We start from the raw sequence: 24,258 nt of genomic DNA on the forward strand, positions 1-24,258 counted from the left end.
AGCACCGCGGGTCCTGGTCAGCCAACGGCCCGCAGCACACCCCAGCCCTGTGCCCGCACAGGGCTTTTTAACGCCCGCAGCACACCTTCATCCCATGCGCACACTGCTCGCCCTCGGCGCCGTCCTGAGTCTGGCCGCAGCCGCCCTGCCGGCCCGGGCCGACGGCCCCGGCGACCTCCAGGCCCAGGCCCGCAGCCTGCATCTCGCTGACGACCCTGGCTGGGCCGACCTGCTCCAGTACGAACCCCACCCGCTCACCCGCCGGCTGCGCAGCCTGGCCGACGACCCGGGTTTCTTCAACGCCCCGGACGGTGCCAGGAACCCGGCCGCCGAGCTCGACGCGACCCTCGCCCGGCTGTTTGAGCCGGCCCGCCCGGACGATCCCGACAGCCACCCCCAGTGTCGCTTTCCGGCACGCCTGCACTGGCTGCGGGCGCGGCTCGGCATGAGCATCGACACCCTGCCGGCCCAGCCCTGCCCGCGCCTGGAGGCCTGGATGGCGGCGATCAACCCGGCCGGCGCCACCCTCGTCTTCCCGTCAGCCTACGTAAACAGCCCGGCCTCAATGTTCGGCCATACCCTGCTGCGCATCGACGCCGTCGGCCAGACCGAGGCTACCCGGCTGCTCGCCTACACCATCAACTACGCCGCCAAAGCCGACGCTACCGATGGCTTCAGCTTCGCCCTCAAGGGCCTCACCGGGCTTTACCCTGGCATGCTCTCCAGCTCGCCCTACTACGTGAAGGTGCGCGAATACAGCGACATGGAAAGCCGCGATGTGTGGGAATACGGCCTCAACCTCAGCACCGCCGAAACCCGCCAGTTGCTGCGCCACGCCTGGGAGATCGGCGCCACCCGCTTCGACTACTGGTTCTTCGACGAGAACTGTTCTTACATGATGCTGCGCCTGCTCGACGTGGCGCGGCCGGGCCTGCGCGTCTCGCAGCAGTTTTTCTGGACGGCGATCCCGGTGGATACCGTCAAGGGCGTGGTCGCCGCAGTGCCGGGGCTGGTCACCGACATCCACTTCCGCGCCTCGGCCGGCACCGAGCTCGCCCACCGCGCCGGCCGGCTGGCCCCCGGGCAGATGGAGGCCGCCATCGCGGTGGCCGACGGACGCGCCGCGCCGGAGAGCCTGGGCGACAGCCCGCTGGCCATCGAGCAGCTCGAGTTTGCCGACCGCCTGGTGTCCTTCCGTGGCCACGGCGGCAAGCTCGGGCAGGACGAAGCCCTCGCCCGCCTGAAGGGCATCCAGACCCGCCGCAGCACGCTTCCAGCCATGGACAGCGGCCCCGTCCCCATTCCGGCGCGCCCGGAAACCGGCCACGCCTCGGCCCGCGCCGGCCTCGCCGCAGGCAGCCTGGCGGGCGACGCAGCCGTGTTCCTCGAGCTCCGGCCGGCCTACCACGAGCTCCTTGACCCCGAACGCGGCTACGCCCGCGGCGCCCAGATCCGCTTCGGCGACCTGGCCGCCAGCCAGCGCGAAGGCCGGGGCTGGCAGCTCGACCGCTTCCTGCCCGTGGACATCGTCTCGGTAGCGCCGCGCCAGGCATGGACCCAGCCCCTGTCGTGGAAGGTGCGCTTCGGCTGGGAGCGCAGCCTGGGTGCCAGCCGCGCCATCGCTCCGATGCTCGCCGGAGGCCCTGGCGCGGCGTGGGAGTGGAAGCTCGGCGGGGAGCCGCTGCTGGCCTACGTGTTCCTCGAAAACCAGCTCCTCAGCCACCCCGCCCTGCAGAAGAGCTGGGCCATCGGGAGCGGCCCGCTGGCCGGCGTGCTGCACGACCTGGGCAAGCACAGCCGGGTGCAGGTCGAAGCTGGCCGCCAGTGGTACATCGACCAGCGTCTGCAACGCAGCAGCTTCCGCGCCCGCCTGCGCACGCGCCTTGACCCGCACAGCAACCTGGTGGCCGGCTACGAATGGACACAACTCGAGCTGCCCGGGACGCACCACAGGGAGCGCAGCCTCCAGGTGGGCTGGCAACTCTATTTCTGAACACTGGAACCCGCGCGCTGCTGTCGCCTCAAAGAGGAGTCAGACAGTGTCGCGCGGGGTACCCGCACAGCCGGGTTGGCGCGCGAATCGTCCCACCGATTTTTGCGAGGACAAAACCATGGCCGAGCAGGATCCACGCCCTGTCCGCAGCGCATCCCTGGACGACAAATACACCACCGAGTCCGGCCGAACATATCTCACCGGCTACCAGGCCCTCGTCCGCCTGCTGATGATCCAGCGCAACCGCGACCGGGCCGCCGGGCTCGAGACCGCCGGCTTTGTCTCCGGCTACAGGGGTTCCCCCCTGGGCGGGCTCGATCTGAGCCTGTGGAAGGCCCGGGACCACCTCGCCCGCCACGACATCGTCTTCCAGCCCGGCATCAACGAGGACATGGCGGCCACCGCCGTGTGGGGCAGCCAGCAGGTAAGCCTGTCGCCCAAGGCCCGGGTCCAGGGCGTGTTCGGCATGTGGTACGGCAAGGGCCCGGGGGTGGACCGCTGTGGCGACGTGTTCCGCCACGCCAATGCCGCCGGCAGCGCGCAATACGGCGGGGTGCTGGTGATCGCCGGCGACGACCACGCGGCCAAATCGTCCACCCTGCCCCACCAGACCGACCACTTCTTCAAGTCGATGATGATGCCGGTGCTGGCCCCGGCTGGTGTGCAGGACTATCTCGACTTCGGCGTGCATGGCTGGGCCCTGTCCCGTTATTCGGGCTGCTGGGTGGCCTTCAAGGCCCTCGCCGATACCGTCGAGACCTCCGCCTCGGTGGACGTGGACCCCCACCGGGTGAAGACGAAGATTCCTGAAGATTTCGCCTTGCCCGAAGGCGGCCTCAACATCCGCTGGCCCGACCCGCCCCTGGTGCAGGAAAAGCGCCTGCTCCACGCCAAACTCTACGCCGCCCTGGCCTACTGCCGGGCCAATGGCCTCAACCGGATCATCATCGACTCGCCCCAGCCGCGCCTGGGCATCATCACCGCCGGCAAGAGCTATCTGGATGTGCGCCAGGCCTTCGACGATCTGGGCATCGACGAGGCCCTGGCCGCCGAGATCGGCATCCGCCTGTACAAGGTGGGCATGGTGTGGCCGCTGGAGGCCGAGGGCGTGCGCCACTTTGCCGAGGGCCTGGACGAAATCCTGGTGATCGAGGAGAAGCGTCAGCTGATCGAATACCAGCTCAAGGAAGAGCTCTACAACTGGCGCGAAGACGTGCGCCCGCGGGTGGTGGGCAAGTTCGACGAGAAGGGCGAGTGGTCGCTCCTCACCACCCAGGGCCCCGACGGACGCGCCACCGTGGACCATGGGGAATGGCTGCTCCCCGCCGCCGGCGAGCTGACCCCGGCGATGATTGCCCGGGTCATCGCCGTGCGCATCGGGCGCTTTTTCACCTCCGAGCGCATCGAAACCCGGCTGGCCTTCCTGCAGGCCAAGGAGGCCACCCTCGGCCGCCGTGTCTTCGCCATCGACCGGGTGCCCACCTTCTGTCCCGGCTGCCCCCACAACACCTCCACGGTGGTGCCCGAGGGCAGCCGCGCCATGGCCGGCATCGGCTGTCACTACATGGCCACTTTCATGCCCGACCGCAAGACCGGCACCTTCACCCACATGGGGGGCGAGGGCGTCCCCTGGGTTGGTCAGGCGCCCTTCCTGAACGAGGAGCACATCTTTGCCAACCTGGGGGACGGCACCTACTTCCACTCGGGCCTGCTGGCCATCCGCCAGGCGGTGGCGGTCTTCAACCGGCCCGGGGTGACAAGCGGCATCACCTACAAGATCCTCTACAACGACGCCGTGGCCATGACCGGGGGGCAGCCGGTAGACGGGGAACTGAGTGTGCCCAGGCTGCTGCGCCAGCTGCAGGGCGAAGGCGTGAACACCATCGTGCTGGTCACCGACGGCACCGACCGCCCCTGGCATGTGGCCGACATCCCCCACGGTATCCCCATCCGCCACCGGGACGAGCTGGAGGTGATCCAGCGGGAACTGCGCAGCACCGCCGGCGTGTCGGCCCTGGTTTTCGACCAGACCTGCGCTGCCGAAAAGCGCCGCCGCAGGAAGCGCGGCACCTACCCCGACCCGCAGACCCGCGTCTTCATCAACGAGGCAGTCTGCGAAGGCTGCGGCGATTGCGGGCGGGAATCCAACTGCATGGCCATCCTGCCCGTGGAGAGCGAGTTCGGGCGCAAGCGCCAGATCGACCAGTCGGCCTGCAACAAGGATTTCTCGTGCATGAACGGCTTCTGCCCCAGCTTCGTCACCGTTGAAGGTGGCCGGCTGCGCAAGGGCCGTGGCCTGCAGGGCGATGACAACCGCTTCGCCCCCCTGCCCGCCCCCAGCCTGCCCTCCGCCCGCGAGCCCTGGGGTATCCTGGTCACGGGTGTCGGTGGCACCGGCGTGGTCACCATCGGCGCCCTGATCGGCATGGCGGCACATCTGGATGGCAAGGGCGTCACCGTGCTGGACATGACCGGTCTGGCCCAGAAGGGCGGTTCGGTGTTCAGCCACGTGCGCATTGCCGAGCGCCCCGAAGACCTCCACGCCGTGCGTATCGCCACCGGCGAAGCCAACGTGGTGATCGGCGGCGACCTGGTGGTCACCGCCAGCGTGGACGCCCTGGCCAAGATGGCCACCGGCCGCACCCGCGGCGTGGTGAACTGTGCCGAGACGCCCACCTCCGAATTCACCCGCAACCCGGACTGGCAGTTTCCGCAGGAAAAGATGCAGGCAGCCATCGTCGAGGCGGTCGGCCAGGGAGCCTGCGACTTCCTGGATGCCCGGTGGCTGGCCACCCGGCTGATGGGCGACGCGATCGCCACCAACCTGTTCCTGCTGGGCTACGCCTGGCAGAAGGGCTGGGTACCGGTCAGCGAGGACAGCCTGCTGAAGGCCATCGAGCTCAACGGTGCTGCCATCGAGATGAACCGCAAGGCCTTCACCTGGGGCCGCCGGGCCGCCATGGACCTGCGCGCCGTGGAGCGGGAGGTCCGCCCTGCGCCGGTCATCCCGATCCGGCCGGAAACCCTTGAGGACCGGATAGCCCGCCGGGCAGCCCTCCTCACCGACTACCAGGACGTGGCCTACGCCCGTCGCTACACCGACCTGATCGCCCGGGTGCGGGCCGCAGAAGCCCCCCTGGGCAGCGACACGCTCACCGAGGCAGTGCTCCGCAATCACTTCAAGCTGCTGGCCTACAAGGACGAGTACGAGGTGGCCCGGCTCTACAGCGCCCCCACCTTCCGGGACGCCCTGGCCGCCACCTTCGAAGGAGACTTCACCCTCCACTTCCACCTGGCACCCACCTTCCTGGCCCGGCCCGACTCAGCCTCCGGACGCATCCGCAAGCTCGCCTTCGGCCCCTGGATGCTCACCGCCTTCAAGTGGCTGGCGCGCCTGAAAGGCCTGCGCGGGACGCCCTTCGATCCCTTCGGCTACCACCCGGAACGCCGCGCCGAGCGGGCCCTGCTCGCCCAGTACGAAGCCGATCTCCTGGGTATCCTGCCGGACCTGACCACGGATCGACTCCCGCTGGCCATCGAGCTGGCGAACCTGCCGGAAGACATTCGGGGGTTCGGACACGTGAAAGGACAGGCCATCACCCGCGCCGAGCAGAAACGTCAATCCCTGCTGACCCGCTGGCACGCCCGCCTCACTGGCGCCAGTCAGGCCGCATGAACCGAACTGTACGGAACAACGGGCCACGGAAATATCCAGCCACCCCGTGGCCTGGTTGACTGGCCCCGCACGCCCAAAGGCGTCATCATCCGGCCTGACGTCCTTTTCAAAAACGGTCCCGGAACGCTCCGATGAAATCCCTCTCCCTCCTGCTCACCACGCTGCTGCTGTCCACTCCGCTGATGGCTTCGCCGCCGAGTCCCGAGTCCGTGCACCAACTGCTGACCCTGAGTGGCGTGGAGCGTGCGCCTGCCAACGCCCAGCAGGGGCTAGAGACGGTGCTCCGCAACTCCCTCAACCAGGCCCTCCAGGGCAAGACCCTGACGCCCAAGGGGCAGCAGATCATCGACAAATTCAATGCGGACAGTCTCAAGACCATCCGGAGCGAGATCAGCTGGGCAAAACTCAAGGACGGCTACGTCAAGGCGTATACGGAGACCTTCACCCAGGAAGAAGTGAATGGCCTGATCGGCTTCTACAAGAGCCCGACCGGCCAGGCGCTGCTGACCAAGATGCCCCAGATCGCCCAGAAGACCAACCAGCTCAACCAGCAGAGGCTCGGACCCATGGTCGAGCAGCTGAAGAACGGGCTGCAGAAGGCGATCCAGGACGCCCAGGCAGCCAAGTAACGGGTGTCCTGTCGCCCATGGCCCCCGCACTCAAGGCCCTCGTCGCCCAGGTGACGGGCTGGCTGGTGACCTTCGGACTGGCACGCAGTGGCCTGCTGCCCGCCGGGCTGCTTGCCATTGTCTTAACGCAGGCCCTGACAGCGGCGGCAACCGCGACCGCCCTGGGGAGCGCCCCCTGGTGGCGCTGGATTCACCTGGGCTTCACCCCCCTGGTGATCGGGGCACTCCAGCTGGAGATCGCCCCGGGATGGTATCTGGCGGGCTTCACGGGCCTGGTGCTGGTTTACTGGAGCAGTTTCCGGACTCAGGTTCCCCTGTTCCTGTCCAGCCGGGCGACCGCTGCGGCGGTCGCCGGACTCCTGCCACGAGGACGCCCTGGGCACCTGCTCGATCTGGGCAGCGGTACCGGCGCCCTGCTCCGTCCCCTGGCCCGGTTACGCCCCGATCTGCGCCTGGAAGGGGTGGAGTCCGCGCCGGCACCCTATGCCCTCTCCCGCTGGCTGTCCCGCAAGTCACCCACCATCGCCCTGGCCCGGGGGGATTTTTTCCAGATACCCTGGTCAGATTACGACCTGGTCTATGCCTTCCTGTCACCGGCACCCATGGCCCAGGTCTGGGAGAAGGCCTGCGCAGAGATGCGCCCGGGAGCACTCCTGGTCAGCAACAGCTTTCCCGTCCCCGGAGTGGAGCCGGAACGGGTAATCGAGGTGGACGATCCGCGCAGGACCCGGCTTTACTGCTACATCCCTGCCGGAACGGAATGGCACAAAGGACGAATAGGGGTACCATAAGCCCCCACTTCAAAAGACTTTTTCCGGGAGATCCGCCGATAATGGCGTCATCCCATCGTGTGTTCAGCAAGAGGCGCATACCATGTCCCGGATCATCTGCATCATCGGCAACAAGGGCGGTACCGGCAAGACCACCCTGTCCCACATGCTCTGCCAGGGTTTCGGCCTGCTGGGGCAACGTTCCGCCTGCGTGCTGACCGACACCCAGCGGGAACCCCTGTCGCCGGACGGACGCCGCTATGTGACAGCCGATGGTCGTACGCCGGAAGCCCTGCACAAGGTGGTGGGCAAGCTGCGCACCATGAATGGCTGGATCGGAGTGATCGACGGCGGTGGCAACCGGGCCGAAATGGATCGTATCCTGGACGAACTCGCGGACATCGTGCTGCTGCCCTTCCGGGAATCCCACGAGGACATGCGTACGGTCCTCAAGGATCTCGAAGCCTTCCCCCACGCCTATGCACTGCCCTCCCAATGGCCCACGAACGCCTGGGCCAGGGATGCCGCCGACCGCAACGTGATGACCCTGCTGGGCGTGCACAAGCACCGCCTGCTGCATCCCGTCGCCAACCTGTCTGCGACCAAGCTGCTACTCCAGAAAAATATCCCGGACGGACTTCCCTCCAATCTGGGCAACGCCTGCCGGGCCCTGGCACGTCAGGTGCTGGAAGTGCTGGAAATCGACGAGAGTGTTCCCGAACCAGATCGGGAAACCCAGCAGGACACGCACGCCACTCCTGGCGCCACCCTCCTGCCGGAAGGTTACGCCAGCACGGCACGCCACTGACCTCCCGCGGGCAGGATGCGCCCCGGGAGCCTCCGGGGGCCCATTTACTTGACCCATGCGGTTGTTCCGCCCGGGTCCGTCGGGCAGAATGCGCCGACTTTTGAATTTCCCGGCCCTGCTTACCGATGCTCCGTGCCCACGGACTTGCCTGTGATCGCGGTGACCGCCGCCTCTTTTCCGGAGTGGACCTGAGAGTTCAACCTGGGGAATGGCTGCAGGTGGAAGGTGCCAACGGCGCTGGCAAGACCAGCCTACTGCGGATCCTGGCGGGTCTGTCCCCAGCGGCAGAAGGCCGGATCGAATGGAACGAGAGCGCGGTCTGCGACGCCCGTGACGAATACCACGCCCGCCTGCTCTACCTGGGCCATGGCCCCGCCATCAAGGATGATCTGTCCGGCCTGGAAAACCTGCAGGCCAGCGCTGCCATCGCCGGTCACCCCCTGGAAGAAGGCACAGCCCTCGCCGCACTGCGGCGGATCGGTTTGAGAGGTCGGGAAGAGCTGCCCACCCGGGTACTCTCCCAAGGCCAGAAGCGTCGGGTTGCCCTGGCCCGCCTGCTGTGCAGCCAGGCCCGCCTGTGGATCCTTGACGAACCTTTCGTGGCCCTCGACGTGGCCGCAGTGGACCAGCTGTGCGGAATCCTCGACGAACACCTGAGCAGGGGCGGCCTGCTGATCTTCACCAGCCACCAGCCGGTACGCCTGGCCGGCCAGGGCGGCTGCCTGAGGCTGGGCCAATGAATGCTTTCGGCAGCGTGCTCCGCCGCGACCTGCTCCTGGCCACCCGGCGCAAGAGCGAGGTGCTCACGGCCCTCTTCTTCTTCATGATCGTGGTCAGCCTGTTTCCCCTGGGCATCGGGCCGGAAAGCGCCATCCTGCGCCGCATCGCCCCCGGAGTCCTGTGGGTGGCAGCCCTGCTGGCGGCCATGCTGTCCCTCAACCGGCTGTTTGCCGGGGACTACCAGGATGGAACTCTGGAACAGCTGGCCCTGTCTCCCACTCCGTTGGCGTTGCTGGTGGGCGGGAAGATACTGGCCCACTGGCTGACCTCGGGTCTGCCCCTGGTGGTGCTGGCACCGGTGCTGGGCCTGCAGTTCGACCTGCCGGCCGAAGCACTCGGGGTGATGATGCTCTCGCTGCTGCTGGGTACGCCGCTGCTGTCACTGATCGGCGCCATCGGCGCGGCCCTCACCCTCGGCGTGCGGGGCGGGGGAGTGCTGCTGTCCCTGCTGGTGCTACCCCTCTATATTCCGACCCTGATCTTCGGTGCCGGTGCGGTGGAGGCCTACACCGCCGGCCTGGGTGCGGGCGCCAATCTGTCCCTGCTGGGGGCCCTGCTGGCCCTGGCTGTGTTTTTTGCTCCCTGGGCGGCCACCGCTGCCCTCCGCATCGCCCTGGAATGAGCTTCGTCCCATGACGCCTTCGTCGATCAACTGGTTCAAATTTGCTGCCCCTGCCCGCTTTTATCCCCTGGCCGGGCGCCTGTGGCCCTGGTTTGCTGCCATCGGCACGTTGCTGGGGCTTGTCGGGCTGTGGATCAGCTTCTTCGTCGCCCCCACCGATTTCCAGCAAGGGGAGGGCTACCGGATCATCTTCATCCACGTGCCGGCATCGTGGATGTCCATGTTCATCTACTGCGTGATGGCCTTCTACGCCCTGCTGGGGGTCACCTTCAACACCCGCCTGGCAGGCATGATGAGTTCGGCACTGGCCCCCACCGGCGCCCTGTTCGCCTTCCTGTCCCTATGGACCGGCGCCCTGTGGGGCAAGCCCATGTGGGGTACCTGGTGGGTATGGGATGCCCGCCTCACCTCCGAGCTGATCCTGTTTTTCCTCTATGTCGGCTACATCGCCCTCACGGCCGCCATCGACGACCCCCGCCGGGCCGACAAGGCCGGCTTCATCGTATCCCTGGTCGGCGTGGTGAACGTGCCAGTCATCTACTTCTCGGTGAAGTGGTGGAACACCCTCCACCAGGGCGCCTCCGTCTCCCTGACCAAGGCGCCCTCAATGGCCACCACCATGCTCCTGGGCATGCTGATCATGGCCCTGGCGTTCTGGGCTTACACCATCGCGATGGCCCTTTACCGGGTGCGGGCCATCATCCTGGAACGGGAACGAAACGCCACCTGGGTGGCCGAACTGCCGGAGATGAAATCATGAACTGGGGCAGCACCAGCGACTTCCTGGCGATGGGTGGCTACGGCCTCTATGTGTGGGGCAGCTTCGGTGTGACCGCTGCCGCCCTGCTGGTCGAAGTGATCCTCGTCCGCCAACGCCTCAGAAACACCCGCCGCGCCCTGCGCCGGGAAATTTCCGCCAACCGGAACAGCCAGGACTGAAACCATGAAAGCCCGCCAGAAACGTTTCGCCATCGTGATCGGCGGCCTTGCCGCCCTCGGCATTGCCGCTGCACTGATCCTCAATGCCTTCCAGAGCAATCTGGTGTTCTTCTTCACTCCGACCCAGGTAGCCGCCGGGGAAGCGCCCAAGGGGCGGGCCTTCCGGGTCGGCGGACTGGTCAAGGAAGGCAGCCTGCAGCGCAACGACATCACCGCGCGCTTCATCGTCACGGATACGGCACAGGAGATCCAGGTGGCCTACACCGGCATCCTTCCTGATCTGTTCAGTGAAGGCAAGGGGGTGGTCGCCCAGGGCACCCTGAGCCCGGACGGACAGTTCACGGCCAGTGAAGTCCTTGCCAAACACGACGAGAACTACATGCCCCCGGAAGCCCAGGCCGCGGTAGACAAGGCTCATGAAGCCAGCCGCTCCCTGCAACAGTAACCCTGGTTTTTACCTGACAACGCCATGATCCCCGAACTCGGCAGTTTTGCCCTCGTCCTCGCCCTGCTGGTTGCCCTGATCCAGGGCACCCTACCGCTGATCGGTGCCCAGCGAGGCATTCCGGCCTGGATCGCCCTGGCCAGGCCCGCTGCCTCCGCCCTCTTCCTGCTCATCGCCATATCCTTCGGCTGCCTGACGGCCAGCTTCATACAGAACGATTTTTCGGTGGTTTACGTGGTCCAGCACAGCAATTCCCGGCTCCCCCTGGAATACCGCATTTCCGGGGTATGGGGCGGCCACGAAGGCTCGCTGCTGCTGTGGGTGCTGATGCTGTCCCTGTGGTCCCTGGCCGTGGCGGCCTTCTCCCGCAGCCTGCCGGACGACATGGTGGCACGGGTCCAGGGAGTGCTGGGTCTGGTCGCAACCGGCTTCATCCTGTTCATCCTGACCACCTCCAGCCCCTTCGTCCGTCTGCTCCCCGGCGCCGACGATGGACGCGACCTGAACCCCCTGCTCCAGGATCCTGGGCTGATTTTCCACCCACCCATGCTCTACATGGGCTACGTGGGCTTCTCGGTGGCCTTCGCCTTTGCCATCGCCGCCCTGCTGTCCGGCCGGCTGGATGCTGCCTGGGCCCGCTGGTCCCGGCCGTGGACCACGGCGGCCTGGGTGTTTCTGACCCTGGGTATCGGCCTCGGGTCCATCTGGGCCTACTACGAGCTGGGCTGGGGAGGGTGGTGGTTCTGGGACCCTGTGGAGAACGCCTCCTTCATGCCCTGGCTGGTCGGGACCGCGCTGATTCACTCCCTCGCCGTTACGGAAAAGCGTGGCAGCTTCAAGAACTGGACCGTGCTGCTGGCCATCGGCGCCTTTTCCCTGTCCCTGCTCGGCACCTTCCTGGTCCGCTCCGGGGTGCTCAGTTCGGTGCATGCCTTCGCCTCCGACCCCAAACGCGGGGTCTTCATCCTGATCTTCCTGGTGGTGGTGGTGGGCGCCTCCCTCGTCCTGTACGCCTGGCGGGCGCCCAGGGTCAGCCTGGGCGGGGCCTTCGCGCTGATGTCCCGGGAAACCTTCCTGCTCGTCAATAACGTGCTGCTGCTGTCGGCCACCGGCGCGGTGCTGCTGGGCACCTTGTACCCGCTGGTGATCGATGCCCTCAACCTGGGCAAGCTGTCTGTCGGCCCCCCCTATTTCAACGCGGTGTTCACCCCACTGATGGTGCCGGCGCTGTTCCTGATGGGGGTAGGACCGGTGGCGCGCTGGAAACACACCGACCTGGCCGACATCCTCCGCCCCCTGCGCCTGGCCTTTGCCGTGGCGGTGGCCCTGGGCGTCAGCGTGCCCTTCCTGTTCGGCGGCTGGTCCGGACCCGTAGCCCTGGGCATCGGTCTGGCCATCTGGATCGCTGGAGCTTCCGTCCTGCAGATCCTGGCGCGCGCCCGCCGCAGTCTGCCGCCACGGGCCTTCTGGGGCATGCACCTGGCACATATCGGGGTGGCCGTGTGCACCGTGGGTATCGTGATGGTCACCAACTACGAATCCGAACGGGACGTGCGCATGGCCCCTGGCGACACGGTCCAGACCGGCGGCTATCAGATCCGCTTCCTCGGCGTTGAAGCCGCCTCCGGGCCCAATTACAACGCAGCGCGGGGTAATCTGGAACTGATCCAGGACGGCCGGGTGCTGATGGCCCTCCACCCGGAAAAACGCAAGTACCTGTCTTCGGCCATGCCCATGACCGAAGCCTTCATCGACTCCGGCCTGACCCGGGATATTTACGTTTCCCTGGGAGATCCGCTGGACGGCAACGATGGCGCCTGGAGCGTGCGCGTCTATCACAAGCCTTTTGTCAGCTGGATCTGGGCCGGTGCGGTACTGATGGCCCTGGGAGGGCTGCTTGCCGCCACCGACCGTCGCTACCGCATCCAGTCCTCTTCTGCCCGGGTGGCCAAGACCGCCGTCCACGGAGCCTGAACAGTGAAACGCTTCCTGATTCCCCTGGGCCTGTTCCTGGTCCTCGTCATCTTCCTGGCCATCGGCCTCAACAAGGACCCCCACGAGGTTCCCTCGCCCCTGGTGGGCAAGCCGACACCGGACTTCCGCCTGGCCACCCTGGCTGAACCGGACAGGCAGTTTTCCCCCACAGACATGCGCGGCCAGGTCTGGCTGCTCAACGTGTGGGCCTCCTGGTGCGTCTCCTGCCGCGCCGAACACCCGCTGCTGGTCAGCTTTGCCAGACAGGGCGGGCTGCCCATCGTCGGCCTGAATTACAAGGAAGTACGCGGTGATGGCGGCCTGGATGCAAAGAAGCTGCCCCTGGAGGAGGAAACTGCCCTCGCCCGCCAGCGGGCCAACACCTGGCTCCGTCAGCACGGAGACCCCTACACCCTGTCGGTCATCGACCTGGATGGACGGGTGGGCATCGACTACGGAGTCTATGGCGTGCCGGAGACCTACCTGATCGACAAGAAAGGGATCATCCGCTTCAAGCAGATCGGCCCGATCACCCCCGAGGCCCTGGAGAAGAAGATCCTGCCTCTGGCCCGCCAGCTGGCAAGCGAATCCTGACATGAAGCGTACCCTCACCCAACTCGCGGCAGCCCTGCTTCTAGGCCCGCTGCTGCCCGTCGCCCCCGGTCACGCGGCCGAGGCCACACCCATGGCCGCCAACCCCCAGGTGGAAGCCCGCCTCATCGCCATTTCAGAAGAGCTGCGCTGCCTGGTCTGCCAGAACGAAAGCCTTGCGGGCTCCCGGGCCGAGCTGGCCGAAGACCTGCGCCGGGAGGTACGCCTGCAGATCGAGGAGGGCAAAAGCGACACCGCGATCAAGGACTACCTGGTGGCACGCTACGGCGACTTCGTGCTCTATCGCCCCCCCGTCAAACCGACCACCTGGCTGCTCTGGTATGGCCCCTTCGTGATCCTTGCCGGGGCTGTGCTCGGCCTGATCGCCTACCTGCGGCGGCGCGCACGCCAGTCGCAGCCTCCCGCCCTTTCCGCTACCGACCGAGCTGCTGCCGAAGCCCTGCTGGCCGATGACAGCGGGACGCCCTCCCGTCCCAAGGACGCACCATGACTGCCTTCTGGATTTCTGCCGGCCTCCTGACCCTGCTGGCCCTGACCATTGTCTGCTGGCCCCTGCTGCGCCGTCGCCAGGGCAGCGCCGCCTCCCGCCGGGCAATCAATGCTGCCATCTACCGGGATCAGCTCGCCGAGCTGGAACGGGACATGGCCAACGGCACCCTTTCCCCCGCAGACCACGCGACGGCCAGGGAGGAACTGGAGCGCCGCATCCTTGAAGACCTGGGGGAAGAAGCAGAGCCCATGACAACGCCTCCTGGACGACTCCCCCGCACCGCCCTGGGTCTCACGGTGAGCCTGCCGCTGGCAGCAGTGGCCCTGTACTTCGTGCTGGGCAATCCTCAGGCGCTGGATCCGGCCAGCCATCAGGTGGCCACCCAAAGTGCCGCCGAGGTGGAGCAGATGGTCGCCAACCTGGCGGAGCGTCTCAGGACCAACCCGGACAACCCGGAAGGCTGGGCGATGCTGGCCCGCAGCTACAAGGTAATGGGCCGTCTCGACGCAGCGGCTCAGGCCTTCGACAAGGCGGGCAGCTTTGTCGAATCCGATCCGGACCTGATGCTGGACGTGGCCGAGCTGTCGGCTGAAATGAACGAAGGCAGGGTTGAAGGCCGCGGGGCCGAACTCCTCAGAAAGGTACTCAAGGAACATCCGGACAGCCCGCAGGCCCTGGTACTGGCCGGCACGGACGCCTACTTCCGGAAGCAGTATCCCCAGGCGCTGGTCCACTGGGAAAAGGTCCTGGCCCAGCTGCCTCCCGACTCGGAGGAAGGACAGGCCCTGGCCGCAGGCGTCGCGAAGGTGCGCAGCCTGATGAGCCCCCAGGCCACAACGACAACGCCTGCAGCCCCCCTGGGCAGCAACGACAAGGTCACGCCCGACGCGGCATCGACCCTCAGTGGTCGGGTCAGCCTTGCGGCAGCCCTGAAGGACAAGGCCCGCCCCGAGGACACCGTGTTCATCTTCGCCCGTGCGGTGGAGGGCTCCCGGATGCCCCTGGCGGTGGTACGTGCCCGGGTGGCCGACCTGCCCAGGGACTTTGTCCTCGACGACAGCATGGCCATGACGCCCGACACGAAGCTGTCCTCGGTACCCGCTGTGATGATCGAAGCCCGGGTCTCCCGGTCAGGTGACGCCAAAGCCCAGCCAGGCGACCTGACTGGTGAAATTGGCCCAATCAGACCGGGTAGCAGCGGGGTCGCGATCCAGATCGAGCGGATCCTGCCCTGATCAGTGCGGCAGGAGGGGCTGACCGGCCTCCTCCTGCGGTGCCCCCGCATGGAAAAAGCGGATCGCATTGCGTCCCGCCGATTTGGCCCGGTACATGGCGATATCCGCCTGCTTGATCAATTCACCCCTGGCTTCATCCCGCCCCCGGAACAGACAGACGCCAATGCTGGCCGAACAGCGATGGGTGACCACCGCCCCACCGGTCGGCAGGCTCAGGCAGTAAGGCTCGGCCAGCACCTGGCGCAATTTCTCTGCCACCTGCCGGGCCTGGGCGCCAGCCTGAGCCTCGTTCGCGTCAAGGCCTTCGAGGATGACAACGAATTCATCCCCACCCAGGCGGGCAACCGTGTCCGTCTCCCGCATGCACGCAGTCAGGCGACGGGCCACCTCGACCAGGAGCTCGTCACCCATCACATGACCATGACTGTCGTTGAGCCCCTTGAAGCTGTCCAGATCCAGGAAGAGCACGGCCCCCAGATGCTGACTGCGGGCGCTCAGGCCCATGGCCTGATCCAGCCGGTCATGGAACAGACGCCGGTTGGGGAGCTGGGTCAAGGGATCGAAGAAGGCCAGCCGGTGAATCTGCTCCTCGGCTTTCTTGTGCTCGGTGATATCGGAGAAGGCCGCCACGTAATGGGTCAGACGCCCGGAAGGGTCGCGGACCTCTGAAATGGTTGCCCACTCCACAAACACCACCCCATCCTTGCGCCGGTTCCACAGCTCCCCCTGCCAGAAGCCGTCCCGGACAAGCCCCGTCCTCAACTCATCATAGAATTCGGCCGAATGATGGCCGGAGCGCAGCAAGGCCGGAGTCTGGCCAATCGCCTCACCGGGTGTGTAACCCGTCATCACGGTGAAGGCCTGGTTGACCCGCAAGATGCGCTCCCGCGCATCCGTGATGAAGATACCCTGCTGGGTTTCAAAGGTGGCGGCGGCAATGCGCAATTCGCTTTCAGTCTCCTTGGACTCGGTAATATCCATCGCAAAGCCATGCCAGCTTACTGAACCATCAGGATCCGCCTCGGGCAAGGCATCGATCCGGACCCACCGCAGCCCCCGCTGCGGGTGGTGGATACGGCACTCCACCCGCCAGGGGCCGAGACCTGCCGCCGCAGTGCGCTGGCTTTCCAGGTACAAGGGCACATCATCGGGGTGAACCAGCCTCAGCAGAAGACTGCTGTCGCCCATCAGATCCTCGGGTGCCAGGCCGGACAACTCCCGGACCGCGTCACTGACATAACTGAGCATTTGAACCCCGTCGGGAGCCACCCGGAACTGGAACACCACCCCGGGCACCTGGGCCACGATCGTCCGGAGACGCTGATTGAAACTGTGCTCCGCCGCCCGGGCTTCGCTCTCGACAATGGCATCCAGAAGCCCGTTGAAAGCGCCTGCCAGAGCGCCGATCTCGTCATCCCGACGCACGGGCAGATGCCGACGCGGCAGGGTACCGTCCTTCATGCCGGCAAGCAGGCGGGCCGCCTCCCCAAGGGGGGTCAGCTCCCGTCTCAACCACCACCAGGCGAGCCCTCCCGCCATCAGGGTCAGTCCGACGGCCGCCGCCAGCAAGCGCAACTGGAGGGCATCCAGAGGAGCAAATGCCTCCTCAGCCGGCAACACCGACTGCATCAACCACCCCGTGGAGGACACCCGCTTGCTGGAAGACAGCTCGACGACCCCCTGGGAGCTGAGGGCCAGACCCGAACCGTCGTACCCCTCGATATAACGGTCGTACACCGGATTGACTCCCTTTGGGGGACCCGGCTGCATTACCCGGCTTTTGTTGGTACCCGCAATGAAGATGCGCTGCACGGGGTCGGTAATCAGGTAACCGCCCCTGCGGCCAAAGGTATTGGCACCGATTTCATCAAGAAAATTAGGTTGTGCGAGATTCACAAGACCGATCAGGGTCCCCACGGTTTCGCCGCCCCGATCCCTCAGGGGCACGACCATCGGCACCAAGGGCTGGCCGGAGGTCCGGCCCAGCTGAGCCTGTCCAATGACGGCAACCCCTGTCTCGAGCACTTGCCGGATCACGGGGACATCCAGGTAATTGATGCCGTCCCAGCCGTGGTGTTCGGGAATACCCACCAGAGTCGTTCCTTTCTGGTCAGTGACCAGAACCCCCCAGTTGAAAAGGATCTGCAGCACCTTCTGGGCACGGATCTGCCGGCGCAGTTGCACAGGATCCGCCAGGATCTCTTCCGTCAAGTCCCCGGCCACCATCTCCAGGGCCTTCATACGCTCATTCACCGAACGATCGATCTCACCGGCCAGCAGGGACACCACCGAGAACTGCTGAGCCGACAGGGCCGTCTGTACCTCCTGGCGCAGGTGGTACCCCAGGCCCAGGGTAGTCAGCCAAAGGGCCAGCAGAACGCCCGTCAGGACCCCTGTGGCCACCCGCAGGCGCAGGGATCCCCGCCACAGGGAGCGGATGCTCCGCCAGCGGTCAACGGCCAAGGATTCAGTCCATGCGCTCATGGGGCTCGTGGGTGCCATCTTGCGGAGCAGCGTTCATTGAACATCATCGACTATGCCCGATATCCTGCAATGGAAGTGGCCAGATCACCGGCGGCCCTTGTCCCTGATCACATGCAAGCGACAGGGTAGCGCCGGTCGGGCACGTTTGTCCCTGCGCCTTCTCAACAATAGCCTTTGCGGCTTGCGGGAGGCATACTTTACAGCTGTCCGGAAAATGTTCATGACTGTCCGAAATTTGCTGCACCCCCTGCCTCCGCCAGGTCCCGAAGAACACATTGAAACGCTCCTGGCACGCCCCGGCCTGAAGGTGGAGCGCATCGTCTCCCATGGGCACGCCAGCCCGCCTGGATTCTGGTACGAACAGACGGACGACGAGTGGGTGATGCTGGTTCAGGGCTGCGCAGAACTGCTCTTCGAATGCGGGGAAAACCTGCCCCTCCGACCAGGGGACTGGCTGCAGATCCCCGCGGGACGTCGCCACCGGGTGGCCTCGACGGACCCCGACACGGTCTGGCTGACCATCCATGTCACGCCCGGAGACCCCACACGCTTTTCCCGATCTTTCTGACCCACTGGAGAAACGTCCATGCTCCTTCCCCCATGCGCAGTTTCGCCCTAGCCCTGGGCATCTGCCTGCTCCCTGTAGCACCTGCCGTGCAGGCCGAAGCCCCGGCCGTGGGCACTCAGGTCCCCGGCTTCTACCGCCTCTCCGTCGGAGATATCGAAGTCACTGCCCTGTACGACGGCTATCTCGACCTGAACAGCAAGATCCTGAAGAATGCCAGCCCTGCCGAGATCCAGCGCCTGCTGGCGCGCCAGTTCCTGGAGGGTGAGAAGGTCCAGACTGCGGTCAATGCCTTCCTGATCAACACCAGCGGCAAACTGGTCCTGGTGGACACGGGCGCGGCCAAAAGCTTCGGCCCCAGCCTGGGCTTCGTGATCGACAACCTCAAGGCCGCCGGCTACCAGCCTGAGCAAGTGGCTGTAGTGCTGCTGACCCATCTCCATGGCGATCACATCAACGGCCTGCTGACAGCAGAGGGCAAGCCAGCCTTCCCCAATGCCGAGATCCGCGTGTCCAAGGCAGACAGCGATTTCTGGCTGTCCGAAGCCGTCGCCGCACGGAAAGCCCTGTTTGCCCGTGCCGCCAAGGAAAAACTGGCCCTGGCCGGCATGCATCTGCCCTTCCCCGGCATCGGCCATGTACGGGCCGACGGCAAGGCCTACGCCTGGGTACCCGTGGAGTTCAGCCCGTTCCGCAAGGAGCAGTAAGCCCCTGGTCCTCAAAAAAACGGCGACCTGAAAGTCGCCGTTTTTTGAGGTTTGACGGGGAACTACAGGCCGGCATCTGCGCGCAGGGCGGCAGCCTTGTCGGTGTTTTCCCAGGTGAAGTCCACCTCGTCACGACCGAAGTGGCCGTAAGCCGCGGTGCGGGAAAAGATCGGGCGCAGCAGATCGAGGCTGGCGATGATGCCCTTCGGACGCAGATCGAAGTGCTCTTTCACCAGTTCGACGATTCTGTCGTCAGACACCTTGCCGGTCCCGAAGGTCTCGACCATCAGGGAAACCGGCCGGGCAACGCCGATGGCGTAAGCCACCTGCACTTCACATTTGTCGGCAAGGCCCGCAGCAACAATGTTCTTGGCCACGTAGCGGCCAGCGTAGGCCGCGGAACGGTCGACCTTGGAGGGATCCTTGCCCGAAAACGCGCCCCCCCCGTGGTGAGCCGCACCGCCGTAGGTATCGACGATGATCTTGCGCCCGGTCAGGCCACAATCGCCGGCCGGGCCACCAATGACGAAACGGCCGGTCGGGTTGATCAGAAAACGCGTGTTGGCAGTCAGCATCTCCTTGGGCAGCACCGGCTTGATGACTTCCTCGATCACCGCCTCGGTCAGGTCCGCATGGGAAATATCCGGGTGATGCTGGGTGGACACCACCACGGTGTCGATGGCCACCGGCTTGCCATCCACATACTTGACCGTCAGCTGGCTCTTGGCGTCCGGGCGCAGCCAGGGCAGGCGGCCATCCTTACGGACTTCAGCCTGGCGCTGCATGATGCGGTGAGCGTAGTAAATGGGGAAAGGCATCAGGCTGGGGGTTTCGTTGGTGGCGAAACCGAACATCAGGCCTTGATCGCCAGCCCCCTGGTCCAGATCAAGGCCTTCGCCCTCGTTCACCCCTTGAGCGATGTCGGCAGACTGGCGGTTGATGGCGGTGAGTACCGCGCAGCTCTTGTAGTCGAAGCCGATATCAGAATCGTCATAGCCGATCCGCTTGACGGTCTCCCGGGCGATGTCCATGTAGTTGATGTCGGCCTTGGTCGTGATCTCGCCGGAAATCACGACCAGCCCGGTGGATACCAGGGTCTCGCAGGCCACCCGGCCGCGGGGATCCTGCGCCAGAATGGCATCGAGAACGGCATCGGAGATCTGGTCGGCGACCTTGTCGGGATGGCCCTCGGAGACGGACTCAGAGGTAAACAGGAATTCACGGGCCATGCTGGAAATGCTCCTAAAACAAAAATCCCCGGAGTGTCGGCGTTGCCGGCTCTGGGGATTTTCGGGAGCGGCGACGCTTTAGCAGTATTTTTTTGGCCCGGCACACAGGTAATCTTGTGCACCACCTCCGCCCTGCAAGTTGTCGGATTAACTCGGCGGAATCACAATTATAGCCTTACTCACCCGGCCGTCAATGCGGCCCCTAACCAGCCCCTCCCTGATGGCGTCTTTGATCTTCAAGCTTCTCGCCGCCCTACCCTTCGGCTTGCTGCACTCCCTGGGGGGCCTGGCAGGCTGGCTCACCTATGCCCTCTCTCCCACCTATCGCAGACGTCTCCGGGCCAACCTGGAGCAGGCCTTGGGATCCACCGAGGCGGGCCGGGTCTGGCGCCGGGCCGTGAGCGAAACCGGCAGGCAGGCGCTCGAGATGCCGTGGCTGCTTCTGCGCCCTCAGAACGAGGTGGCCATGAAGGTGGTTCAGGTGAGCGGCTGGGAACACGTGGAAGCCGCACTCGCCCGCAAGGGCGGCATCCTGTTCATCACCCCCCACCTGGGATGTTTCGAGATCGCTGCCCAGTACTTCTCCCTGCATGGACCGATCACCGTCCTGTTCCGGCCTCCCAAGAAACCCGTCCTGCGTCCGGTGATCGAGGCCGGTCGCAACCGGGGGCACATCCACTCCGCCCCCGCCGACGTGGGAGGAGTCCGCCAGCTGGTCAAGGCCCTGCGGGCTGGCGAAGCCGTCGGCATGCTGCCGGATCAGGTCCCTGGCGCTGGTGAAGGGCTCTGGCTGCCGTTTTTTGGCCGGGCCGCCTACACCATGACCCTGGCAGCCCGGCTCTCCGAGATCAATGGCGTAACCACCCTGTTTGCCTTTGGCGAACGCCTGCCTGATGGCAAGGGCTTTCACCTGCGCATGAGCCCCCCTCGGGAGCCCCTGGACGGGAGCACCGAAACGCGCGCGGTCGCCATCAACCGGGAAATGGAAGCCCTGATCCGCAGCAACCCTGCCCAGTACCTGTGGGGCTACAACCGCTACAAGCGCCCCTCCGGCGCACCGCCTGCCCCCACCAATACCTGAAAAACCATGAGTCGAATCATCGTCGCCCTGCTGTGGCTGCTCCACTGGCTGCCCCTTTCCGTCCAGGCTCCCATCGGGCGTGGGCTAGGCCATCTGCTGTACTGGATCATCGCCCCACGCCGCCGGGTGGTGCATACCAATCTGCGCCTGTGCTTTCCCCAGCTCCCGGAAAACGAGCGCACACGACTGGCCAAGGAGCACTTCGCCCTCGCCGGACGCAGCCTGCTCGAGCGGGGCCTGTGCTGGTTCGCCCCCGAATCACGGATCCGCGCCCTGGTACGCGTGGAAGGAGAAGAAATGCTCCAGTCCCTTGTGGACGCCCGCCAGCCGGTCATCCTCCTGACCCCCCACTTCCTGGGTCTCGACCTGGGCGGCACCCGCCTGTCCACCCGCTTCGACTGCGTGAGCATCTACGCCCGCCAGCGGGACAAGGTCATCGACCGGTGGCTCTACCACGGGCGCAGCCGCTTCGGCAGCCAGCTGCTGCTCCAGCGGGGGGACAGCATCCGCGCATCGATCAAGGGACTGAAGGAGATCCGGCCCTTCTACTACCTGCCGGACATGGACAACGGAATCGAAGACTCCCTCTTCGTGCCCTTCTTCGGCATCCCGGCGGCCACCCTCTCGGCCCTGCCCCGGCTGGCCCGCCTCGGCGGTGCCGTGGTGGTGCCCTGCGTGACCCGGATGCTGCCTGGCGGCCAGGGCTATGTGGTGGAGCTGGGCGAGCCCTGGAAGGATTTTCCGGGTCCGAGTCTGGAAGAAGACGTACGCCGGATGAACGCCTTTCTGGAAGAACGCATCCGCACGATGCCGGCCCAGTATTACTGGGTGCACCGCCGCTTCAAGACCCGTCCGCCCGGAGAGGCGAAGATCTACTGAAACCAGTGGGCGGGGTGGCACTCCTGGCAACGCCCCGGGTCAGGCCGCCTCGTCCTTGTCCGCCAAACGGGCCAGAACCAGGGGAAACCCCGCCGTCCCCAGCAGGGCCACGCCTGAGACGATCAGCACCAGTTCCGCCCCCGATGCCTGCAGCAAGGGGTGGAATCCACTGCCGACGCCCGCCAGCAACCCCATGCCAAGGAGCAGGCAGGCCACCCCCGGCAGCCCCAGCGCCCAGACGCTCCAGGGAACGCGCCCCTCGGCCATGCTCACACCCGCTTGAAGACCAGATCCCACACCCCATGGCCCAGCTTGAGGCCCCGGTTCTCGAACTTGGTGAGGGGGCGGTAATCGGGCTTCGGCGCGTAGCCGTCGGCGGTGTTGGCCAGCAGGGGCTCGGCAGAGAGCACCTCCAGCATCTGCTGGGCGTACTCCTCCCAGTCGGTGGCACAGTGCAGGTAGCCGCCAGGCGCGAGGCGCGAGGCGATCAGCTTGACGAACGGCCCCTGGATCAGCCGACGCTTGTGATGACGCTTCTTGGGCCACGGATCGGGAAAATACACATGCACACCGGCCAGGGACCCCTCGGGAATCATGTCCCTCAGCACCTCCACCGCATCGTGCTGAACAATCCGCAGGTTGGTGATCCCCGCCTCATCGATCAGCTTGCACAGGCCGCCCACCCCCGGCGCATGCACCTCGATGCCCACAAAATCATCGCCCGGCCGGGCCTGGGCAATCTGCGCCGTGGCCTGGCCCATGCCGAAACCGATCTCGACGATCTGGGGCGCCCGACGCCCGAAGACCTGGCTCAGATCGACGGGCTCAGGACGGAAGGCAATCCCCACTCGGGGCATCATCTCATCCAGGAAACGATGCTGGGCATCGGACATGCGCCCCTGGCGCAGCACGAAGCTGCGGATGGACTGGGACGTCAGACGGCCAGCGGGCTGCTGTTCGTCAGCGGGCGGCAGGGTGTTCTCTTCGCTCATGGCGGCATCCAAAAATACAAAGCGGCCCACCCCCGGCGCGCCGCAAGAAACAAGGGCGAACGCATCCGCCCGACAAGGGCTCAGCTGCCGATCAGGCCCGTGGTGGGCGAACTCGGGCTGGCGGTATAGAACTTCCTGGGCATCCGTCCGGCCAGGTAGGCCTCGCGACCCGCCTCGACCCCCTTCTTCATGGCCCCGGCCATGCGCACCGGATCCCGGGCCAGGGCAATCGCCGTATTCATCAGCACCCCGTCACAGCCCAGCTCCATGGCGATGGCCGCATCGGAAGCCGTGCCCACCCCCGCATCCAGCAGCACCGGCACCTTCACCGCATCCCGCACCAGCTGGACGTTCCAGGGATTCAGGACGCCCATCCCCGAACCGATCAGGGAAGCCAGGGGCATCACCGCCACACAGCCGATGTCCTCCAGCATCTTCGCCTGGATGGGATCGTCGGAGCAGTACACCATCACCTCGAAGCCCTCCTTGACCAGCACCTCGGCCGCCTTGAGGGTTTCGGGCATGTTCGGAAAAAGGGTATGAGGATCGCCCAGCACTTCCAGCTTCACCAGGCGATGATCGTCCAGCAATTCCCGCGCCAGACGCAAGGTCCGCACCGCATCATCCGCGCTGTAACAACCCGCCGTATTGGGCAGGTAAGTGAACTCGGACGGCGGCAGGGCATCCAGCAGGCTAGGCGCCTTGGGATCCTGACCGATGTTGGTCCGGCGGATCGCCACCGTGACGATCTGCGCCCCGCTGGCCACGACGGCCTCCCGGGTCTCGCTGAAATCCTTGTACTTGCCGGTGCCCACCAGGAGCCGGGAAGAATACGCCTTGCCTGCAATCGTCAGCACATCGTCCATGGAAACGCCCGTCTGAAAAGAGGAATGAAGAAAAGAGGCCCGCAGCACCCGTCAGCCGCAGGGAGTGGTATCAGCCGCCCCCCACCGCCACCACGATCTCAAGCCGGTCCCCGTCTGCGAGTTCCGTGGCGCCATGCACGCCCTTGGGCACGATCTCGCCGTTGCGCTCCACGGCCAGGCGCTTGCCCGCAAGACCCATCTGGTCGAGCAGGCCCGCCACCGTGAGCGGCCTGGCCAAATTGCGGGACTCACCGTTGATGAACAGGGACAGGGAAACGGAGGAATGGGCTTGAGCAGACATGAAGCAGAGTTTACCACGCCCGCCGGTTGCCCTCCGCCTCCGGTCTGCGTACAATTACGGACTCCCGAGCGGGCGTCGTATAATGGTAATACCCTAGCTTCCCAAGCTAGAGCCGTGGGTTCGATTCCCATCGCCCGCTCCACATCGGATTCCGGCAGGTCGTTGATCTGCAAGCAAAAAG

The 24,258-nt window shown here is 65.8% G+C and carries 24 protein-coding genes and 1 tRNA gene; 19 read left to right on the top strand and 6 right to left on the bottom strand.

Going from position 1 to position 24,258, the window contains the following annotated elements; all coding sequences use genetic code 11:
• Positions 1–94: 94 nt before the first annotated feature.
• The 14 genes from PHD22_RS01070 (at position 95) to ccmI (ending at position 14,973) form a co-directional block, all read left to right on the top strand.
• The gene (locus PHD22_RS01070) at positions 95–1,993 is read left to right on the top strand and encodes a DUF4105 domain-containing protein (protein ID WP_299861000.1); all 1,899 of its coding nucleotides are present in this window, start codon (positions 95–97) and stop codon (positions 1,991–1,993) included.
• Positions 1,994–2,111: 118 nt separating this feature from the next.
• Entirely contained in the window at positions 2,112–5,669 is a 3,558-nt protein-coding gene (locus tag PHD22_RS01075; protein ID WP_299861003.1) for an indolepyruvate ferredoxin oxidoreductase family protein, read from the top strand.
• Between the two features lie 131 nt (positions 5,670–5,800).
• Positions 5,801–6,298 carry a DUF2059 domain-containing protein gene (locus PHD22_RS01080; RefSeq protein WP_299861005.1) on the top strand — a complete coding sequence of 166 codons (498 nt, stop codon included), beginning with the start codon at positions 5,801–5,803 and terminating at the stop codon, positions 6,296–6,298.
• 17 nt (positions 6,299–6,315) lie between these two features.
• The gene (locus tag PHD22_RS01085) at positions 6,316–7,089 is read left to right on the top strand and encodes a class I SAM-dependent methyltransferase (protein ID WP_299861008.1); all 774 of its coding nucleotides are present in this window, start codon (positions 6,316–6,318) and stop codon (positions 7,087–7,089) included.
• Positions 7,090–7,171: 82 nt separating this feature from the next.
• A complete protein-coding gene (locus PHD22_RS01090; protein ID WP_299861011.1) occupies positions 7,172–7,876 on the top strand; it encodes a hypothetical protein in 705 nt (234 codons plus the stop codon).
• Between the two features lie 125 nt (positions 7,877–8,001).
• On the top strand, positions 8,002–8,616 hold the full coding sequence (gene ccmA / locus PHD22_RS01095) for a cytochrome c biogenesis heme-transporting ATPase CcmA (RefSeq protein WP_299861014.1): 615 nt from the start codon (positions 8,002–8,004) through the stop codon (positions 8,614–8,616).
• Complete coding sequence (gene ccmB, locus PHD22_RS01100) at positions 8,613–9,278, top strand: heme exporter protein CcmB (RefSeq protein ID WP_299861017.1); 666 nt, start codon at positions 8,613–8,615, stop codon at positions 9,276–9,278. The genes ccmA and ccmB overlap by 4 nt, the downstream gene beginning before the upstream one ends.
• A gap of 10 nt (positions 9,279–9,288) precedes the next feature.
• Entirely contained in the window at positions 9,289–10,038 is a 750-nt protein-coding gene (ccmC, locus tag PHD22_RS01105; RefSeq protein WP_299861019.1) for a heme ABC transporter permease CcmC, read from the top strand.
• Positions 10,035–10,217, top strand: coding sequence for a heme exporter protein CcmD (ccmD, locus tag PHD22_RS01110; protein WP_299861022.1), 183 nt, complete (start codon positions 10,035–10,037; stop codon positions 10,215–10,217). Before ccmC ends, ccmD begins: the two co-directional genes overlap by 4 nt.
• Before the next feature lie 4 nt (positions 10,218–10,221).
• Positions 10,222–10,662 (top strand): cytochrome c maturation protein CcmE, encoded by a 441-nt coding sequence (gene ccmE / locus PHD22_RS01115; protein ID WP_299861025.1) that lies wholly within the window; start codon positions 10,222–10,224, stop codon positions 10,660–10,662.
• A gap of 24 nt (positions 10,663–10,686) precedes the next feature.
• Entirely contained in the window at positions 10,687–12,636 is a 1,950-nt protein-coding gene (locus tag PHD22_RS01120; protein ID WP_299861027.1) for a heme lyase CcmF/NrfE family subunit, read from the top strand.
• Positions 12,637–12,639: 3 nt separating this feature from the next.
• On the top strand, positions 12,640–13,230 hold the full coding sequence (locus PHD22_RS01125) for a DsbE family thiol:disulfide interchange protein (protein WP_299861029.1): 591 nt from the start codon (positions 12,640–12,642) through the stop codon (positions 13,228–13,230).
• A gap of 1 nt (position 13,231) precedes the next feature.
• A complete protein-coding gene (locus PHD22_RS01130) occupies positions 13,232–13,738 on the top strand; it encodes a cytochrome c-type biogenesis protein (protein ID WP_299861032.1) in 507 nt (168 codons plus the stop codon).
• The gene (gene ccmI / locus PHD22_RS01135; RefSeq protein ID WP_299861035.1) at positions 13,735–14,973 is read left to right on the top strand and encodes a c-type cytochrome biogenesis protein CcmI; all 1,239 of its coding nucleotides are present in this window, start codon (positions 13,735–13,737) and stop codon (positions 14,971–14,973) included. Before PHD22_RS01130 ends, ccmI begins: the two co-directional genes overlap by 4 nt.
• On the opposite strand, the gene PHD22_RS01140 is transcribed toward ccmI, so the two are convergent.
• A complete protein-coding gene (locus tag PHD22_RS01140; protein WP_299861038.1) occupies positions 14,974–17,457 on the bottom strand; it encodes a diguanylate cyclase in 2,484 nt (827 codons plus the stop codon).
• A gap of 220 nt (positions 17,458–17,677) precedes the next feature.
• On the opposite strand from PHD22_RS01140, the gene PHD22_RS01145 reads away from it, so the two are divergent.
• Positions 17,678–18,025, top strand: coding sequence for a cupin domain-containing protein (locus tag PHD22_RS01145; protein WP_299861041.1), 348 nt, complete (start codon positions 17,678–17,680; stop codon positions 18,023–18,025).
• Between the two features lie 32 nt (positions 18,026–18,057).
• On the top strand, positions 18,058–18,729 hold the full coding sequence (locus PHD22_RS01150) for an MBL fold metallo-hydrolase (RefSeq protein ID WP_299861044.1): 672 nt from the start codon (positions 18,058–18,060) through the stop codon (positions 18,727–18,729).
• Positions 18,730–18,791: 62 nt separating this feature from the next.
• Here the strand turns inward: PHD22_RS01150 and metK are convergent, their stop codons facing one another.
• The gene (gene metK, locus PHD22_RS01155; protein WP_299861049.1) at positions 18,792–19,958 is read right to left on the bottom strand and encodes a methionine adenosyltransferase; all 1,167 of its coding nucleotides are present in this window, start codon (positions 19,956–19,958) and stop codon (positions 18,792–18,794) included.
• Between the two features lie 220 nt (positions 19,959–20,178).
• On the opposite strand from metK, the gene PHD22_RS01160 reads away from it, so the two are divergent.
• Positions 20,179–21,039 (top strand): lysophospholipid acyltransferase family protein, encoded by an 861-nt coding sequence (locus tag PHD22_RS01160; RefSeq protein ID WP_299861053.1) that lies wholly within the window; start codon positions 20,179–20,181, stop codon positions 21,037–21,039.
• A 6-nt stretch (positions 21,040–21,045) separates the two neighbouring features.
• Complete coding sequence (locus tag PHD22_RS01165) at positions 21,046–21,918, top strand: lipid A biosynthesis acyltransferase (RefSeq protein WP_299861056.1); 873 nt, start codon at positions 21,046–21,048, stop codon at positions 21,916–21,918.
• 39 nt (positions 21,919–21,957) lie between these two features.
• Here PHD22_RS01165 and PHD22_RS01170 read toward each other — a convergent pair whose 3' ends face one another.
• The 4 genes from PHD22_RS01170 to thiS form a co-directional block, all read right to left on the bottom strand.
• Entirely contained in the window at positions 21,958–22,185 is a 228-nt protein-coding gene (locus PHD22_RS01170) for a hypothetical protein (protein ID WP_299861059.1), read from the bottom strand.
• A gap of 2 nt (positions 22,186–22,187) precedes the next feature.
• Positions 22,188–22,910, bottom strand: a complete 723-nt coding sequence (gene trmB, locus PHD22_RS01175) for a tRNA (guanosine(46)-N7)-methyltransferase TrmB (protein ID WP_299861062.1) — start codon at positions 22,908–22,910, stop codon at positions 22,188–22,190.
• Between the two features lie 80 nt (positions 22,911–22,990).
• The gene (locus PHD22_RS01180) at positions 22,991–23,776 is read right to left on the bottom strand and encodes a thiazole synthase (RefSeq protein ID WP_299861064.1); all 786 of its coding nucleotides are present in this window, start codon (positions 23,774–23,776) and stop codon (positions 22,991–22,993) included.
• A gap of 70 nt (positions 23,777–23,846) precedes the next feature.
• Complete coding sequence (thiS, locus tag PHD22_RS01185; protein ID WP_299861067.1) at positions 23,847–24,077, bottom strand: sulfur carrier protein ThiS; 231 nt, start codon at positions 24,075–24,077, stop codon at positions 23,847–23,849.
• 68 nt (positions 24,078–24,145) lie between these two features.
• On the opposite strand from thiS, the gene PHD22_RS01190 reads away from it, so the two are divergent.
• Positions 24,146–24,219, top strand: a tRNA-Gly gene (locus PHD22_RS01190).
• Positions 24,220–24,258 lie beyond the last annotated feature (39 nt).

Origin of the sequence: Zoogloea sp., from assembly GCF_028693495.1 — a bacterium.
Classification (GTDB): Bacteria; Pseudomonadota; Gammaproteobacteria; order Burkholderiales; family Rhodocyclaceae; genus Zoogloea.